The following is a 15,174-nucleotide window of genomic DNA, read 5'->3' on the forward strand; positions in this document are numbered from 1 at the left end:
ACTGCGCACACCGGCCGCACGCCGCAACTCAGCGCTGGGCGGTTTGCGCCTGTTTCAACGCAGCGCACAGGCGGATGGTCTCGCCGGTCTGCGCCAGGCCACGGTCGGCGCCACTGAGCTTGGCCAGGCGCGGCTTGAAGAACGCATCCAGGCGATCGGCCTCGTCCACGCTGCAGCCACCGGAAGCACCCAGCGCCGGCAACCCGCCACCATCGAACGAGCCACTGCGTTGCACGATGCGGTCGAAGTTGGCGGTGAACCAGGCCCACATCGACTCATGCGAACGCTCATCGCTGTGCCCGCGCATCAGCAGGCTCTTCATCTCGCCCACCTTGATCGCGTCGGTCAGCGCGAAATCGCGCACCTGCTTCAGCAGCGCCGGGTCCTGCACCGCACCCAGTGCGGCGATCATGGCGTTGCGCTGGGCCGGGTCGGCATGCGTGCGCAATGCATCGATCAGCGCCTGCACTGCCGGTGCGCCGCGTTCCTGGACAGTCACTGCCAGCACGGTGCCGAGCAAGTCCGGGTTGGCGGCGGAGAAATCCAGCGCACCCTTGCCGCCGGCCAGCACCGCATCGCCTTGCGCCAGCAGGGCCTTGCGGACCTCTGCGTTCTGCAGACGCAAGGCGAACACACTGGCCAGCGACGTGCGCAGTGCGGTGTCGTCGATCGACTCACCGCTGCGCCGCGTGTAGCCCAGCGCACGCAGACGCGGCAGGTACGCCTGTTCGGCGGCCTTGCGCAATGCGCCGCGCTGGGCCTCGGTGGTGGCCTGGTAACGCCAGATCCACCCGAAGCGGTCCAGCAACGCGGTCGACACATCGGCCGATGCCGACGGCGCCAACTGCGCGAGCGCTGCCAGCACGGCCGCGTTGTCGGCATCACCGTGACGGTACGCCGCATTGATCGCATCGGCGTAGGCGAGCTGTTCGTTATCGTCCAGCTGGCCGACCTGCTTGCCCAGCGCCGCCAACTGCTTGCTGGGCAGCGAGAAACGGTAATAGCCGGCGCCACGCGCATTCGGGAACACCCAGGTGTTCTTGCCGGCGCCTTCCAGCACGATGCTGCCGCTGCCGCCCTCAAGCAACTGGCAGGCGGTGCCAACCTGGTTCTTGCCCTTGCCGTACTTCACGCACACCGGCACGCCCCACTGTTGCGCGGCAGAGCCGCTGGAGCCCAGCGGCAGGTAGCGTTGCTGCTGCAGCTTGACCACGGTCTTGCCGCCTTCGCGCGCCACCTGGGTCTGCAGATACGGCACGCCCGGCTGGTTGAGGAAGCTGCGGAATGCGGCCTTGAAATCATCGCCCTTGCCGGCCGCTTCTGCGATTGCATCGACCAGGTCATCGGCGGTGGCGTTGCCGAACTTATGCTTGGCGATATAGGCGCGCATGCCCTGACGGAACACGCCTTCGCCAACGAAGGCTTCAAACATCGCCAGCACCGCCGCGCCCTTCTGGTAGGTGATGCCGTCGAAGGCGGTTTCGATATCGCCATTGCCGGTGATCGGCTGGCGAATCTTGCGTGCGCTCACCAGGCTGTCGTTTTCCATCGCATGCTGCGCACCGCCGATACGGTCCAGATTGGCGTGGTATTCCGGATGCAGCTGCATGGTGATCTTCTGCTGCATCCAGGTCGCGAACGCTTCGTTGAGCCACAGGTCGTCCCACCACGCCATGGTCACGGTGTCGCCGGTCCACTGATGCGCCAGCTCGTGCGCATTGACGTTGAAGGAACGCTGCACGTTCTCGGCCGGCGAATCCTTGTCCAACAACAGCAGCCAATCGCGGAAGGTCACAAACCCCGGGTTTTCCATCGCGCCGGCGCTGAAGTCCGGCGCTGCGACCAGATCGAGCTTGTCGAACGGATAACCGAAGGCGTAGTAGTCCTCCAGCGCGGCGATGATGGCCGGGGTCTGGTCCAGTGCGGGGGTGATGCGCGGGCCCTGGCCCTTGGCGGCAATGCCGCGCAACGGCGTGGCGTTGGGGCGCTGCGGGGTGGCCGGCATCGGCGCCACATCCACCACGTCCCACGGGCCGGCGGCGTAGGCGACCAGATAGGTCGGCAGCGGCACGGTCGGGGCGAACGTCACCGTCTTCCAGCCCTTGCCGGCCGGCTTGGTCGAGGTCGCGATGGTGTTGGCCAGCGCCTGGTCATCGCTGGGCACGGTCAGGCTGATGTCGAACGGCGTCTTGAACGCCGGCTCGTCGAAGCCGGGGAACGCGTAGCGCGCACTGATCGGCTCCATCTGCGTCATCGCATACGCCTTGCCCTGGTATTTCACCTGGTACAGGCCCTGCAGCTGTTGGTTGAGCGGCGCGCTGTAGGCGATCTCCACGGTAAGCGTCTGCGGCGAGAGCGTGCGGCCGAAATCCAGCCTTGCCACGCCGGTTTGCGCATCGGCTTCCACGTAGCGTGCAGTCAGCGCCTTGCCCTTGCCCTTACCGGGCTTGACGGTGACCTTGCTGACCTTCAGCTCCTTGCCGTGCAGCCAGAGATGGTCGGACGCCTGCTTGAGCTGCACGCGAATGGTGGTGCGGCCGCTGAATTGCGTCTGCTCCGGGTCGATCTTGAGCGCGAGGCTGTAGCGCTCCGGTACTGCCCAGGTCGGTAGACGACCATTGGGAACCGGCTCGCCGGACGACTGTGCCAGCACGTTGCCGCAGCACAACGCGAGAAGGGAAGGAGCAAGCAGGCAGGCAAGACGACGCATCGACAACTCCGGTCATGGCAATCGTCGAAGTGCACCATATCCACCCGTGACTGTCATGGGCCATTGGTTGGCGACTGGCGCGCACCCGTGCTGTGCCGCGCCCACAGGACCGGCGACAATGCGCGCCAGTCCTGGCTAGGCACCGTTATGAGGCTCGCAGCGACGGCCTACCGTGCACAACCATATGAGACGTATCGCAGCGCGCGGCATCGCGGCCGCATGCAACGTACCGCGCAGCACAGCGACACCGGCCGCTCAGATGGACGAATGCACATACCGGCCCAGCACCTCGATGGCCTGACACCTTCCCCGCCTCGACGGACGCCGGCAGCCGTTGCGCTGCCGACCGCGTTCACGCATGCCCACCCACCGACGGCGTCTGCGCTTCCAGGGTTTCCAGCTGGCGGGCCACCGCTTCGGGCGACTTGGTAAACGGCGCGATCAGGCTGTAGAACGCCGGCACCACGTACAGCGACAACAACGTGGACAGCGAGACGCCGAAGATCACCACCACGCCGATGGTGGCGCGGCTGGCCGAGCCAGGCCCACCGGCCACCACCAGCGGAATCGCGCCGACCACCGTCGCAATCGAGGTCATCAGGATCGGGCGCAAACGCACCGATGCCGACTCCACGATGGCCGCATGCACACTGCGCCCCTCGTCGCGCAACTGGTTGGCGAATTCCACGATCAGGATGCCGTTCTTGGCCGCCAGCCCCACCAGCATCACGATGCCGATCTGACTGAACAGATTGAGCGTGCCGCCGGTCAGCCACAGCCCCACCAGCGCGCCCAGCACGGCCAACGGCACGGTGAGCATGATCACCAACGGGTGCGCGAAGCTTTCGAACTGCGCGGCCAGCACCAGATACACCACCAGCAGCGCCATGCCGAAGGTCAGCAACACCGCACTGCCCGATTGCTGGTACTCGCGCGATTCGCCTTTCCAGTCCACCTGCGCATATTCGGGAAGTTCTTCCTGCGCGGCCTGCTGCGCCCAGGCGATGGCATCGCCAAGCGGGTAGCCCGGGGCCAGGCCGGCGGTGATGGTGATCGCACGCAGGCGATTGAAGCGATTCAAGGTGCCGGCTTCGGCCACTTCGCTCAAGGTCACCAGGTTGGACAGCGGGATCAGTTCGCCACGGTTGGAACGCACGCGAATGGCGGTGAGGTCTTCCGGCGACATGCGGCCTTCGCGCCCGGCCTGCAGCATCACGTCGTATTCCTCGCCATTGTCGACGAAGGTGGTGACGCGGCGCGAGCCCATCAACGCTTCCAGCGCCCCGCCGATGGCAGTGACCGGCACGCCCAGATCGGCCGCGCGCAGGCGGTCGATATTGACGCGCATCTGCGGGCGGGTTTCCTTGTAATCAGAGTCGGGGCCGACCAGACCGGGGTTGGCTTCCATGCGCTGCAAAATGCGGTCGCGCCATTGCGCAATCTCCGCGTAATCCGGCCCGCCCAGCACCAGCTGGAACGGTTGTCCACGGCTACGCACCAGCCCGCCGCTCACCTGCGTGCGCGCACGCACGCCGCTGAGCACATTGAGTTTCTGCTGCACCTCATCGGCCACTTCGGTGGTGGGGCGGGAGCGCTTTTCCCAATCCTGCAAGAACACGCTAACCCGGCCGGTGTGCATTTCCTCGCTGCTGCCAAAGCCGCCGGGCACGCGCGGGTTGGCGCGCACGATGGGTTTGTCCGGCCCCACGAAGGGGCGCAGGATATCTTCCACCTGATGCATCTGCCCCACCGTGTAATCGAAGCCGGCACCTTCCGGGCCGTCGATCATGATCTGGAAATTGCCGCGGTCTTCGGCCGGCGCCAGTTCGGAAGGAATGCGGCCCATCAGCCATGCGCTGGCGCCCAGCGCCAACAGCATCAACAGCGCAAAGATCCAGGTGCGGTGCACATGCCGCTCCAGCGAGCGCCCATACGCACCGGACACCGCCTGCATGCGCCCATCGAACCAGCGGTGGAAGCGATTGGGCTTGGCCTGCCCATGCGCGCGCAACAACTTGGACGACATCATCGGCGTCAGCGTCAGCGCCACGAAGGCCGAGATCGCCACTGCCGCCGCCAGCGCCACCGCCAATTCGCGGAACAGCCGCCCGGTATTGCCTTCCAGAAAACCGACCGGCAGAAACACCGCCACCAGCACGGCCGTGGTCGCAATCACCGCGAACGCCACCTGCCCGGTGCCGCGCTTGGCGGCCACCAGCGGCGGTTCGCCCAGATCGATCCGGCGCTGGATGTTTTCCACCACCACGATGGCGTCGTCCACCACCAGGCCGATACACAGCACCAAGGCCAGCAGGGTGAGCAGGTTGATCGAAAAATCGAAGGCGTATAGCGCAATGAACGCGGCAATCAGGCACACCGGTACCGTCACCGCAGGGATCAGCGCGGCACGCGCGCTGCCCAGAAACACCCAGATCACCACCAGCACCAGCACCACCGCTTCCACCAGCGTGTGATACACGCGCTCCACCGCCGCATCGATGAAGGTGGTGGTATCGAAGGCAACGAAGATGTTGGTGCCCTTCGGGAGCGACTTCTGCACTTCTTCGGCTTGCGCGCGCGCCTCACGCGCGACGTCCAGCGCATTGGCGGTGGAGTTGCGCACGATGCCCAGCCCCACGTTGGGCACGCCATTGCTCTGGAAATAGGCGCGCCGCTCGGCCGAGGTCAGCTCCACCCTGCCCACATCGCCAAGCCGTACCACGTAACCGCCCTCGCCCTTGTTCAACGGCAACTTGGCGAAGTCTTCGGGCTTGAGATAACTGCGCTCCACGCGCAAGGTGAAATCGCGCTGCGCCGATTCGATGCTGCCGGCGGGCAGCTCGACGTTTTCGTTCTGCAGCGCCGCTTCCACATCGGCCACGGTGAGTTCGCGTGCCGCCAATTGGTCGCGGTCCAGCCAGATACGCATCGCATAGCGCTGGCGCCCGCCGATCCGCACCTGCGCCACGCCATCCAGGCTGGAGAAGCGGTCGACCACGTAGCGCTCGGCGTAGTCGGACAGCTGCAGCGTGTCCATCGTGCTGGAGCTCATGTTGAGCCACAGGATGGGGTCGGCGTCGGCTTCGACCTTGGAAATCTCCGGTGGACGCGCCTGGTCGGGCATGCGGTCGGACACCCGGCTGACCGCATCGCGCACGTCGTTGGCGGCCGCTTCCACATCGCGCGATTGCACGAACTCGATACTGATGTCGGAGGAGCCATTACGGCTGCGCGCCTCGATGGTGGAGATACCCTCGATGCCGGCCAGCGCGTCTTCCAGCACCTGGGTGATGCGGCTTTCCACCACTGCGGCAGAGGCGCCGGTGTATTCCACATCCACCGAGACGATGGGCGGGTCGATGGCCGGCAACTCGCGCAGCGTGAGGCGGGTGAACGACATCACCCCCAGCACGATCAGCAGCAAACTCATCACCACCGCCATCACCGGGCGGGTGATCGACAGGTCGGAGAGTTTCATTGTGCGGCCGCCTGCGGGCGTGGCGCTGCGGGCGCGGCCTGATCGGCAACCTTCAGGCCCGGGCGCAGCTTGCCGGTGCCATCGACCACGATGCGCTCACCGGCCTTGATGCCTTCGAGGATTTCCACCTTGCCGTCGCGGCGCTCGCCCAGCCGCACATCGGCGCGCTCCACGGTGCTGTCGGGCTTGACCCGGAAGACGTACGATTCGCGCCCCACCTGCACCACCGCAATTTCCGGAATCACCACCGCCTGCCGCGCCGGCTGGAACAGCCGCACATCCAGCAGCATGCCCGGACGCAGCCGGCGATCGTCGTTGGGGAAATCCGCACGTACCGTCACCGAGCGCGTGGTCTCATCGATCCGCGAATCGATGGTCACCACCTCGCCCTGGAACTGCGCGCCCGGATACGCCGCCGCGCTGCCGCTCACGGCATTACCGAGTTGCACCAGGCCGAACTGCGATTCCGGCACCTGGAAATCCACGTACATGCGCGCCACATCGTCCAACGTGGCGATCACCGTGCTGGAGGTGATCAGCGAGCCAGGGCTGATCTGGCGGATGCCCAGCACACCGGAAAACGGCGCGCGCACTTCGCGGTCGGTGATTTCCGCGCGCATCTGCTGCACGCGCGCCTGTGCGGCATCGCGCAGCGCGCGCTGCGTGTCCACGGTGGACTTGGCCACCAGTTGCTGGCCAACCAGACTCAACTGACGGCGGTACAACTGGTCGGTCTCTTCGAAGGTGGCCTGTGCGGCGGTCAGTGCCGCCTGCTGCGAATTGCCGCGCAGACGCAGCAGCAATTGCCCGGCCTTGACCTCGTCGCCGCTGTCGAAATACACCTGCTCCACCACATCGCTGACCGCGGCGGTGAGCGCCACCGATTCGCGCGCACGCACGGTGGCGATCGACTGCACGGTCGAGTTCCAGGGTTGGGTGGCCACCGTCTGCACCGAGACCGGAATGGGTTTGGCGGCGGCCGGCGTGCTGGCCTGACGGCTACAACCGGCCAGGACAGCGGCCAACAAGAGCGCGGCGCAAACGCGCGCGCTGGGCAGAACAGGCATCAGAACATCCTGGCGGGGTACGTCGAAAGTTTACCGACCTAGCCGCCATGAATTGACAGAAAGGGCGCGCTTTGCACCATGACCAAAGACCCTTGCTGTCCTTGGCACGATGCGCTGGTCAGCGCGGCCAGCACCTGGCCGCGCATTCGCCAGACGGGCGCCGCCGGTATGCAATAACGGCGTGTATGGGGTCATACACCGCCGCTGCGTACACGCACCGCGTTTGCCTGACGACCGCATGCCCTGTCGTGTTAGCCGCCCTTAGAGCGGCTAACAAAACGTAGCGAGCAGTCAGGTGGGTGCGGACGGCGCACTCAGAACCGGAGTGTACGAGTGGTACATGCCGATCGAGCACCGGCCGCGCCCGCCTGGCGGCTGCGCAGGAGTTTTACTAGCCGCGCTTAGCGTTCCAGTCCCAGATATTCGAGCACATGGTGCGCCAGCGCCTCTACATTCTCACCATCGGCGTGAAGATGGATCTCCGGGTTCTGGGGTGCCTCGTACGGCGAGTCGATCCCGGTGAAATTGGGAATCTGCCCGGCGCGCGCCTTGCGGTACAGCCCTTTCACATCGCGCGCTTCGGCAACGGCCAGCGGCACGTCCACGAAGACCTCGACGAACTCGCCCTGGTCGAAGCGTTCGCGCGCCAGCTGCCGCTCGGCACGGAATGGCGAAATGAAACTCACCAGCACGATCAGGCCGGCATCGGCCATCAGCCGGGCCACTTCGGCCACGCGACGGATGTTTTCCACGCGGTCTTCGTCGGTGAAGCCCAGGTCGCGGTTGAGCCCGTGGCGCACGTTGTCGCCGTCCAGGATGAAGGTGTGATAGCCCAGCGCGTGCAGGCGCTTGTCGACCAGGTTGGCGACCGTGGACTTGCCGGCCCCCGACAGCCCGGTAAACCACAGCACGCGTGGCGCTTGGCCCTTGATGCGCGCACGTGCGCTGCGATCCACGTCCAGATGCTGCCAGTGCACGTTGCCGGCGCGGCGCAACGCGAATTCCAGCGTGCCGGCGGCCACGGTGGCATTGCTTTGGCGGTCGATCAGGATGAATCCGCCGAGCACGCGGTTGCGCGCGTAAGGCGAGAACGCGATCGGTTCGTCCAGTGCCAGGTTGCAGTAACCCACCTCGTTGAGTTCCAGGCGCTTGGCGGCCAGCCGCTCCTGCGTGTTCACATCGACCTTGTGCTTGATCTCGCTGATGCTCACGGTCACGGTGCGGGTGCCGATCTTGAGCCAGTACGGGCGGCCGGGCAGCAACGCAGCATCGTCCATCCACAGCAGATGCGCGGCGAACTGGTCGGCCACCTCCGGCGGGTCGTCGACGGCGGCAATGATGTCGCCACGGCTGATGTCGATCTCATCGCGCAAGGTCAGCGTCACTGCCTGTCCGGCGCGTGCGCTGTCGACCTCGCCGTTGGCATCGCGCACGCTTGCCACCTGCGTGCGGCGCCCGGACGGCACGACCACCACCGCATCGCCCGCACGCACCTGGCCGGCGGCAATCGTGCCCGCATAGCCACGGAACTGCGCGTTGGGGCGGTTAACCCATTGCACCGGCAGGCGCAGGCCGCTACCAGCGTCCGGCGACTCCAACTGCACGGTGTCCAGGTGCTGCAGCAGATGCGGGCCGCCGTACCACGGCATCTGCGTCGAAGCGCTGGACAGATTTTCGCCCGCCAGCGCCGACAGCGGAATGCACTGCACCTGGGCGATGCCCAGCTGCGCGGCAAGTGCGGTGTAGCCTTCTGCGATGTCGGCGAACACCTGCGCGTCGTAATCCACCAGGTCCATCTTGTTGACCGCCAGCACCACATGCCGGATGCCCAGCAACGACACGATGTAGCTATGCCTGCGGGTCTGCGTCAGCAGGCCCTTGCGTGCATCCACCAGCACCACCGCCACATCGGCAGTCGACGCGCCGGTGGCCATGTTGCGCGTGTACTGCTCGTGTCCGGGGCAATCGGCCACGATGAATTTCCGCCGGTCGGTATCGAAATAGCGGTAGGCCACATCGATGGTGATGCCCTGCTCGCGTTCGGCCGCCAGCCCGTCCATCAGCAGGGCATAGTCGATGCCCCCGCCCTGGGTGCCATGCCGTCGGCTATCGCTTTCCAGCGCGGCAAGCTGATCGTCGAACAAGCGCTTGCTGTCGTAGAGCAACCGCCCGATCAGCGTGCTCTTGCCGTCGTCCACGCTGCCACAGGTGATGAAGCGCAGCAGCGGCTTGGATTCGTGTTGCTGGAGGTAGGCGCCGATGGTGCCGGGAATTGGGAGTCGGGAATCGGGAATCGCAAAAGCGTTCTCCGCCAACGTGACGTCTTCCGGCAACCGCTGTTGCGATTCCCCATTCTCCATTCCCCATTCACTGCCCATCAGAAATACCCCTCAAGCTTCTTCTGTTCCATCGATGCGCCCGGGGCGTGGTCGATCATGCGGCCCTGGCGCTCGGAGCTGGTGCTGACCAGCATTTCGGCGATGACCGCTTCCAGCGTGTCGGCCTCGGAGTCGATGGCGCCGGTGAGCGGGTAGCAGCCCAGCGTACGGAAGCGCACCGAGCGCAGTTGCGGGGTTTCGCCAGGGCGCAGCGGCAGGCGCGCGTCGTCGACCATGATCCAGGCGCCGTCGCGCTCCACCACCGGGCGCGGGGCGGCGAAGTACAGCGGCACCACCGGAATCTTCTCGCGGTAGATGTACAGCCAGATGTCCAGCTCGGTCCAGTTAGAGAGCGGAAACACGCGCACGCTTTCGCCCGGACCGGTGCGCGCGTTGTACAGATTCCACAACTCCGGGCGCTGGTTCTTCGGGTCCCAGCGGTGGCGTGCGGTACGAAACGAAAAGACGCGCTCCTTGGCCCGCGATTTCTCTTCGTCGCGGCGTGCCCCACCGATCGCCGCATCGAAGCCGCCGTGCTCCAGGGCCTGCTTCAGGCCCTGGGTTTTCATGATGTCGGTGTGCACGGCGGCACCGTGGCTGATCGGGCCAACGTCCTGCGCAACGCCGTCGGGGTTGATGTGCACGCGCAGGTCCACGCCGGTCTCGGCCGCGCGGCGGTCGCGGAAGGCGATCATCTCGCGGAACTTCCAGCGTGTATCGATATGCAGCAGCGGAATCGGCGGCCGCGATGGCGCGAACGCCTTGAGTAGCAGGTGCAGCAGCACCGAACTGTCCTTGCCCACCGAATACAGCATCACCGGAGCCCGGAACTCGGCGGCGACTTCGCGCAGGATGTGGATGCTTTCGGCTTCGAGCCGGTCGAGATGGGACAGCGGCGGCAGGGTCATCGGAATGTCGTGGGTGTCGGCGGGCAGACCAGCCGATGGTAGGGCAAGGCGCTGCAGTGTGTGCCGCCCTGATGACTGCGCGAAATAAGCGCCCGGCATAACGCGATAACGGCAATTCCTTTCTGGTGGGCGCAACGCTTCCCTAACATCGTCCCTCTCATCAAATCCCCCGGATCCGAATGACCGCCGCCAGTTCCGCGCTACCGCCCAGCCCCTTGCCCGACGAGCGCAAGGCGCTGCTGGACCGGTTGGTCGACGGCCTGGATACCGCATCGCTGTGGTGGCTGTCCGGTTACACCGCCGGGCTGGCGCAGGGCCATCCGCCGCGCGCGCTGGCCGTGTTGCCGGGCGGACAAGCACAGGCAATCGCCCTGGAAGGTCAGCGCCTGACCGTGGTGTACGGCAGCCAGACCGGCAACGCGCGTCGCCAGGCAGAGCACCTGGCCGCCGAGGCCGAAGCCGCAGGTCTGAGCGTGCGCCTGTTGCGCGCCGACGCCTACCCCACCCGCGAGCTGGCCAGTGAGCGGCTGTTGTATGTGGTGATCAGCACCCAGGGCGAAGGTGACCCGCCAGACGATGCGATCGGCCTGGTGGAATTCCTGACCAGCCGTCGCGCGCCCAAGCTGCCCGAGCTCAAGTACGCAGTGCTGGGGCTGGGCGATTCCAGTTATGCCGATTTTTGCGGTATCGCCCGACGCATCGACGAGCGCCTGGCCGAACTGGGCGGCCGCCGCGTGCAGCCGCGCGGCGAAGCCGATCTGGACATCGACAGCGTCGCCGTGCCGTGGCGCGCGCAGGCGCTCACGCATGCGCGCGAGCAACTCAAGGGCGGCCTGCACTCGGCCACGGTCACGCCACTGCGCAGCACCCCGGCCACGCCGGTGTGGTCGCAGCAGCAGCCGTTCGCCGCCGAGCTGTTGTCCAATCAGATCATCAGCGGACGCGATTTCAAGGGCCCGGGATTTCGCGTCTACGCGGTCCCCGGCAAGCGCGTGCGTCATCTGGAATTTTCGTTGGAAGGCAGTGGCCTGAGCTATGAGCCGGGCGATGCGCTGGGCATCCGCCACCGCAATCCGCCTGCGTTGGTCGATGCGGTGCTGCAGACATTGCGGTTGGACGGCAACGCCGTTGTCACCGTCGGCGAGCAGACACTGGCTTTGCATGCATGGCTCGCCACCCAGCGCGAACTGACCAAGCTGTCGCGGCCGTTTCTCACCGCACATGCCGAGCGCGCAGGCGCGCAAGAACTGCAAGCGTTGCTCGCCCCCACCCAGACTGCCGGCCTGGCGTCGCTGCTCGCCGATCATCAGGTGATCGACGTGCTGCGCCGCTGGCCGGCGGATTGGGACCACGCCGGCCTGCTCGCCGCGCTGCGTCCGCTCACCCCGCGGCTGTATTCCATCGCCTCCAGCCGCAAGCGCGTGGGCGATGAGGTGCATCTGGCCGTGGACGAGGTCGCCTACCAGGCGCATGGGCATGCGCATCTGGGTTCGGCCAGCGGCTTTCTGGCCGCGCTTGCCGAAGGCGACACTGCGCCGGTGTACATCGAACCCAACCACCGCTTCCGCGTGCCGGCAGATACCGATCGCGACATCCTGATGATCGGCCCGGGCACCGGCGTGGCACCGTTCCGCGGCTTCGTGCAGGAGCGTGCGGAAACCGGCGCCAAGGGCCGTAACTGGTTGTTCTTCGGCGCCCAGCATTTCAATACCGATTTCCTGTACCAGGCCGAATGGCAGCTGGCCCTGCAACGCGGCGAGTTGCATGCGCTGGACCTGGCGTTCTCGCGCGACCAGGCCGAAAAGCTCTACGTGCAACACCGCCTGCGCGCGCGTGGCGCCGAGGTCCATGCCTGGCTGCAGGGCGGCGCGCACGTGTATGTGTGCGGCGCCACCCGCATGGGCAAGGACGTGCACGCCGCCCTGCTCGACATCGTCGCCACTCACGGCGCCCTGGATGCCGAGACCGCCGCCGCGTATCTCACCCAATTGCAGGTGGAGGGGCGCTATGCGCGGGATGTGTATTAGTGCCGGGAATCGGGAGTGGAGAATCGGGAATGGGAACAGCCCATGTCCGAGGTGTTCCGACCAACTGCGCCGCATTTCACGATTCCCCACTCCCCATTCCCGATTCCCATGAGCCACTCCGTCGAAGACATCAAATCCGAAAGCCGCCGTCTGCGTGGATCGTTGCAGCAGAGCCTGGCCGATGCGGTGACCGGGGCGTTGCGTGAGGACGATCAGACCCTGATCAAGTACCACGGCAGCTACCAGCAGGACGACCGCGACATCCGCGATGAGCGGCGGCGGCAGAAGCTGGAGCCGGCGTACCAGTTCATGATCCGCACGCGCACGCCGGGCGGGGTGATCACGCCCACGCAGTGGCTGGCACTGGATGGCATCGCCACCCGCTATGCCAATCATTCGCTGCGCGTCACCACGCGCCAGGCCTTCCAGTTCCATGGCGTGATCAAGCGCGAATTGAAGGCCACCATGCAGGCCATCAATGCCACCTTGATCGATACGCTGGCCGCCTGCGGCGATGTGAATCGCAACGTGCAGGTGGCCGCAAATCCGCTGCTGTCGCAGGCGCATGCCACGCTGTATGCCGATGCGGCGCGCGTCTCCGAACACCTGCTGCCCAACACGCGGGCGTACTACGAAATCTGGCTGGACGAAGAGCGTGTGGCCGGCTCAGGCAGCGAGGAGGAGCCGATCTATGGCGAGCGGTATCTGCCACGCAAGTTCAAGATCGGTTTCGCCGCACCGCCGCTCAACGATGTGGACGTCTTCGCCAACGATCTGGGCTTCATCGCCATCCTGCGCGATGGGCAATTGCTGGGCTACAACGTCAGCATCGGTGGCGGCATGGGCGCCTCGCACGGCGATGCCGAGACCTGGCCGCGGGTCGCCAACGTGATCGGCTTCGTCACCCGCGACCAGTTGCTCGATATCGCCACGGCCGTGGTCACCACGCAGCGCGACTTCGGCAACCGGGCGGTGCGCAAGCGCGCACGCTTCAAATACACCATCGACGACCACGGCCTGGACACCATCGTGGCCGAAATCGCGCGCCGCGCCGGCTTCGCATTGCAACCGGCGCAGCCGTTCGCGTTCGACCACAACGGCGACCGCTATGGCTGGGTCGAAGGCGAAGACGGGCGATGGCACCTGACCCTCTCCTTGCCGGCCGGCCGCATTGCCGACACCGACACCGCTGCGCATCTGAGCGGGTTGCGCGCAATCGCGCAGTTGAACGTCGGCGAATTCCGCATGACGCCCAACCAGAACCTGGTGATCGCCGGCGTACCGGCCAGCGAGCGCGCACGCGTCGACGCGCTGGTGGCGCAGTACGCGCTGGATGCCGGCAACCGCGCCGCCACCGCCCTGGCGCGCGGCGCAATGGCCTGCGTGGCGCTGCCCACCTGCGGCCTGGCGATGGCCGAGGCCGAACGCTACCTGCCCGATTTCAGCGCCGCGCTGCAGCCGCTGCTGCAACAACACGGACTGGCCGACACGCCGATCGTGCTGCGCGTGTCCGGCTGCCCGAACGGCTGCTCGCGCCCGTATTTGGCCGAAATGGCGCTGGTCGGCAAGGCCCCCGGGCGCTACAACCTGATGCTGGGTGGCGACCGCCGCGGCCAACGCCTCAATACGCTGTATCGCGAAAACATCAACGAGCCGGAGATCCTGGCCGCATTGCAACCGCTGCTGGCGCGCTATGCCTCCGAAGGCGACCACGCCAACGATGAAGGCTTCGGCGATTTCCTGCATCGCGCCGGCGTGATCGCGTTGCCACCCTACCCCACGCACCGTCGCCTCGACCTGGAATTGCTCGCATGACCGCGCTGCCTGCTGCATCGATTACCTCTTCTGCGTTCGACGATCTGGACGCGCTCAATGCGCAGCTGGAAGGGCTGCGCGCCGACCAACGCGTGGCCTGGGCGCTGCAGCATGGCCCGCAGAACGCGGCCTTGTCGTCCAGCTTCGGCGCGCAATCGGCCGTCACCTTGCATCTGCTCAGTCAGCAACGCCCCGACATTCCGGTGATCCTGATCGACACCGGATATCTGTTTCCGGAAACCTACCGCTTCGCCGATGCCCTGACCGAGCGACTCAAGCTCAACCTCAAGGTGTATCGCCCGCTGGTCAGCCGCGCCTGGATGGAAGCGCGCCACGGCCGCCTGTGGGAACAGGGCATGGTCGGCATCGATCAATACAACAACCTGCGCAAGGTCGAACCGATGCGGCGCGCCCTGGACGAACTCGAGGTGGGCACCTGGTTTACCGGCCTGCGCCGCAGCCAGTCCGGCGGCCGCGCGCAGACGCCGATCGTGCAGAAGCGCGGCGAGCGCTACAAGATCAGCCCGATCGCCGACTGGACCGATCGCGATGTGTGGCAATACCTGCAAGCACACGATCTGCCGTATCACCCGCTCTGGGAACAAGGCTACGTGTCCATCGGCGATTTCCACACCACCCGTCGCTGGGAGCCCGGCATGCGCGAGGAAGACACGCGTTTCTTCGGCCTGAAGCGCGAGTGCGGCATCCACGAAGATATCTAGCGGCAGCGGCCACGTGCACCTGTGCGGGTGACGCTTGACCAGCATGTGCTACAGCTGCATGGGCAGGCT

General features: G+C 66.1%; 8 protein-coding genes and 1 other RNA gene. 3 read left to right on the forward strand and 6 right to left on the reverse strand.

The window, feature by feature from the left end; genetic code table 11:
- Positions 1–28 precede the first annotated feature (28 nt).
- The 6 genes from J7396_RS09365 to cysD all read right to left on the reverse strand — a co-directional run bounded on the left by J7396_RS09365 (position 29) and on the right by cysD (position 10,541).
- Complete coding sequence (locus J7396_RS09365; RefSeq protein ID WP_209261349.1) at positions 29–2,710, reverse strand: M1 family metallopeptidase; 2,682 nt, start codon at positions 2,708–2,710, stop codon at positions 29–31.
- A 352-nt stretch (positions 2,711–3,062) separates the two neighbouring features.
- On the reverse strand, positions 3,063–6,188 hold the full coding sequence (locus J7396_RS09370) for an efflux RND transporter permease subunit (RefSeq protein WP_122272408.1): 3,126 nt from the start codon (positions 6,186–6,188) through the stop codon (positions 3,063–3,065).
- The gene (locus J7396_RS09375; RefSeq protein ID WP_029820154.1) at positions 6,185–7,255 is read right to left on the reverse strand and encodes an efflux RND transporter periplasmic adaptor subunit; all 1,071 of its coding nucleotides are present in this window, start codon (positions 7,253–7,255) and stop codon (positions 6,185–6,187) included. The genes J7396_RS09370 and J7396_RS09375 overlap by 4 nt, the downstream gene beginning before the upstream one ends.
- A gap of 268 nt (positions 7,256–7,523) precedes the next feature.
- Positions 7,524–7,597, reverse strand: a non-coding RNA gene (locus J7396_RS09380) — sX9 sRNA.
- Between the two features lie 59 nt (positions 7,598–7,656).
- Positions 7,657–9,570: a sulfate adenylyltransferase subunit CysN gene (gene cysN / locus J7396_RS09385; protein ID WP_206516384.1), complete on the reverse strand. Its 1,914-nt coding sequence runs from the start codon at positions 9,568–9,570 to the stop codon at positions 7,657–7,659.
- Positions 9,571–9,632: 62 nt separating this feature from the next.
- A complete protein-coding gene (gene cysD, locus J7396_RS09390) occupies positions 9,633–10,541 on the reverse strand; it encodes a sulfate adenylyltransferase subunit CysD (protein ID WP_031424099.1) in 909 nt (302 codons plus the stop codon).
- A gap of 179 nt (positions 10,542–10,720) precedes the next feature.
- Here cysD and J7396_RS09395 point away from each other — a divergent pair, with 179 nt between their 5' ends.
- The 3 genes from J7396_RS09395 (at position 10,721) to J7396_RS09405 (ending at position 15,105) form a co-directional block, all read left to right on the forward strand.
- The gene (locus tag J7396_RS09395) at positions 10,721–12,568 is read left to right on the forward strand and encodes an assimilatory sulfite reductase (NADPH) flavoprotein subunit (RefSeq protein WP_209261350.1); all 1,848 of its coding nucleotides are present in this window, start codon (positions 10,721–10,723) and stop codon (positions 12,566–12,568) included.
- 108 nt (positions 12,569–12,676) lie between these two features.
- Complete coding sequence (gene cysI / locus J7396_RS09400; RefSeq protein WP_209261351.1) at positions 12,677–14,383, forward strand: assimilatory sulfite reductase (NADPH) hemoprotein subunit; 1,707 nt, start codon at positions 12,677–12,679, stop codon at positions 14,381–14,383.
- Positions 14,380–15,105, forward strand: coding sequence for a phosphoadenylyl-sulfate reductase (locus J7396_RS09405; protein WP_031424105.1), 726 nt, complete (start codon positions 14,380–14,382; stop codon positions 15,103–15,105). The genes cysI and J7396_RS09405 overlap by 4 nt, the downstream gene beginning before the upstream one ends.
- The last annotated feature ends 69 nt before the right edge of the window (positions 15,106–15,174 follow it).

The organism is Xanthomonas sp. A1809 (assembly GCF_017746015.1).
Classification (GTDB): domain Bacteria; phylum Pseudomonadota; class Gammaproteobacteria; order Xanthomonadales; family Xanthomonadaceae; genus Xanthomonas; species Xanthomonas euvesicatoria.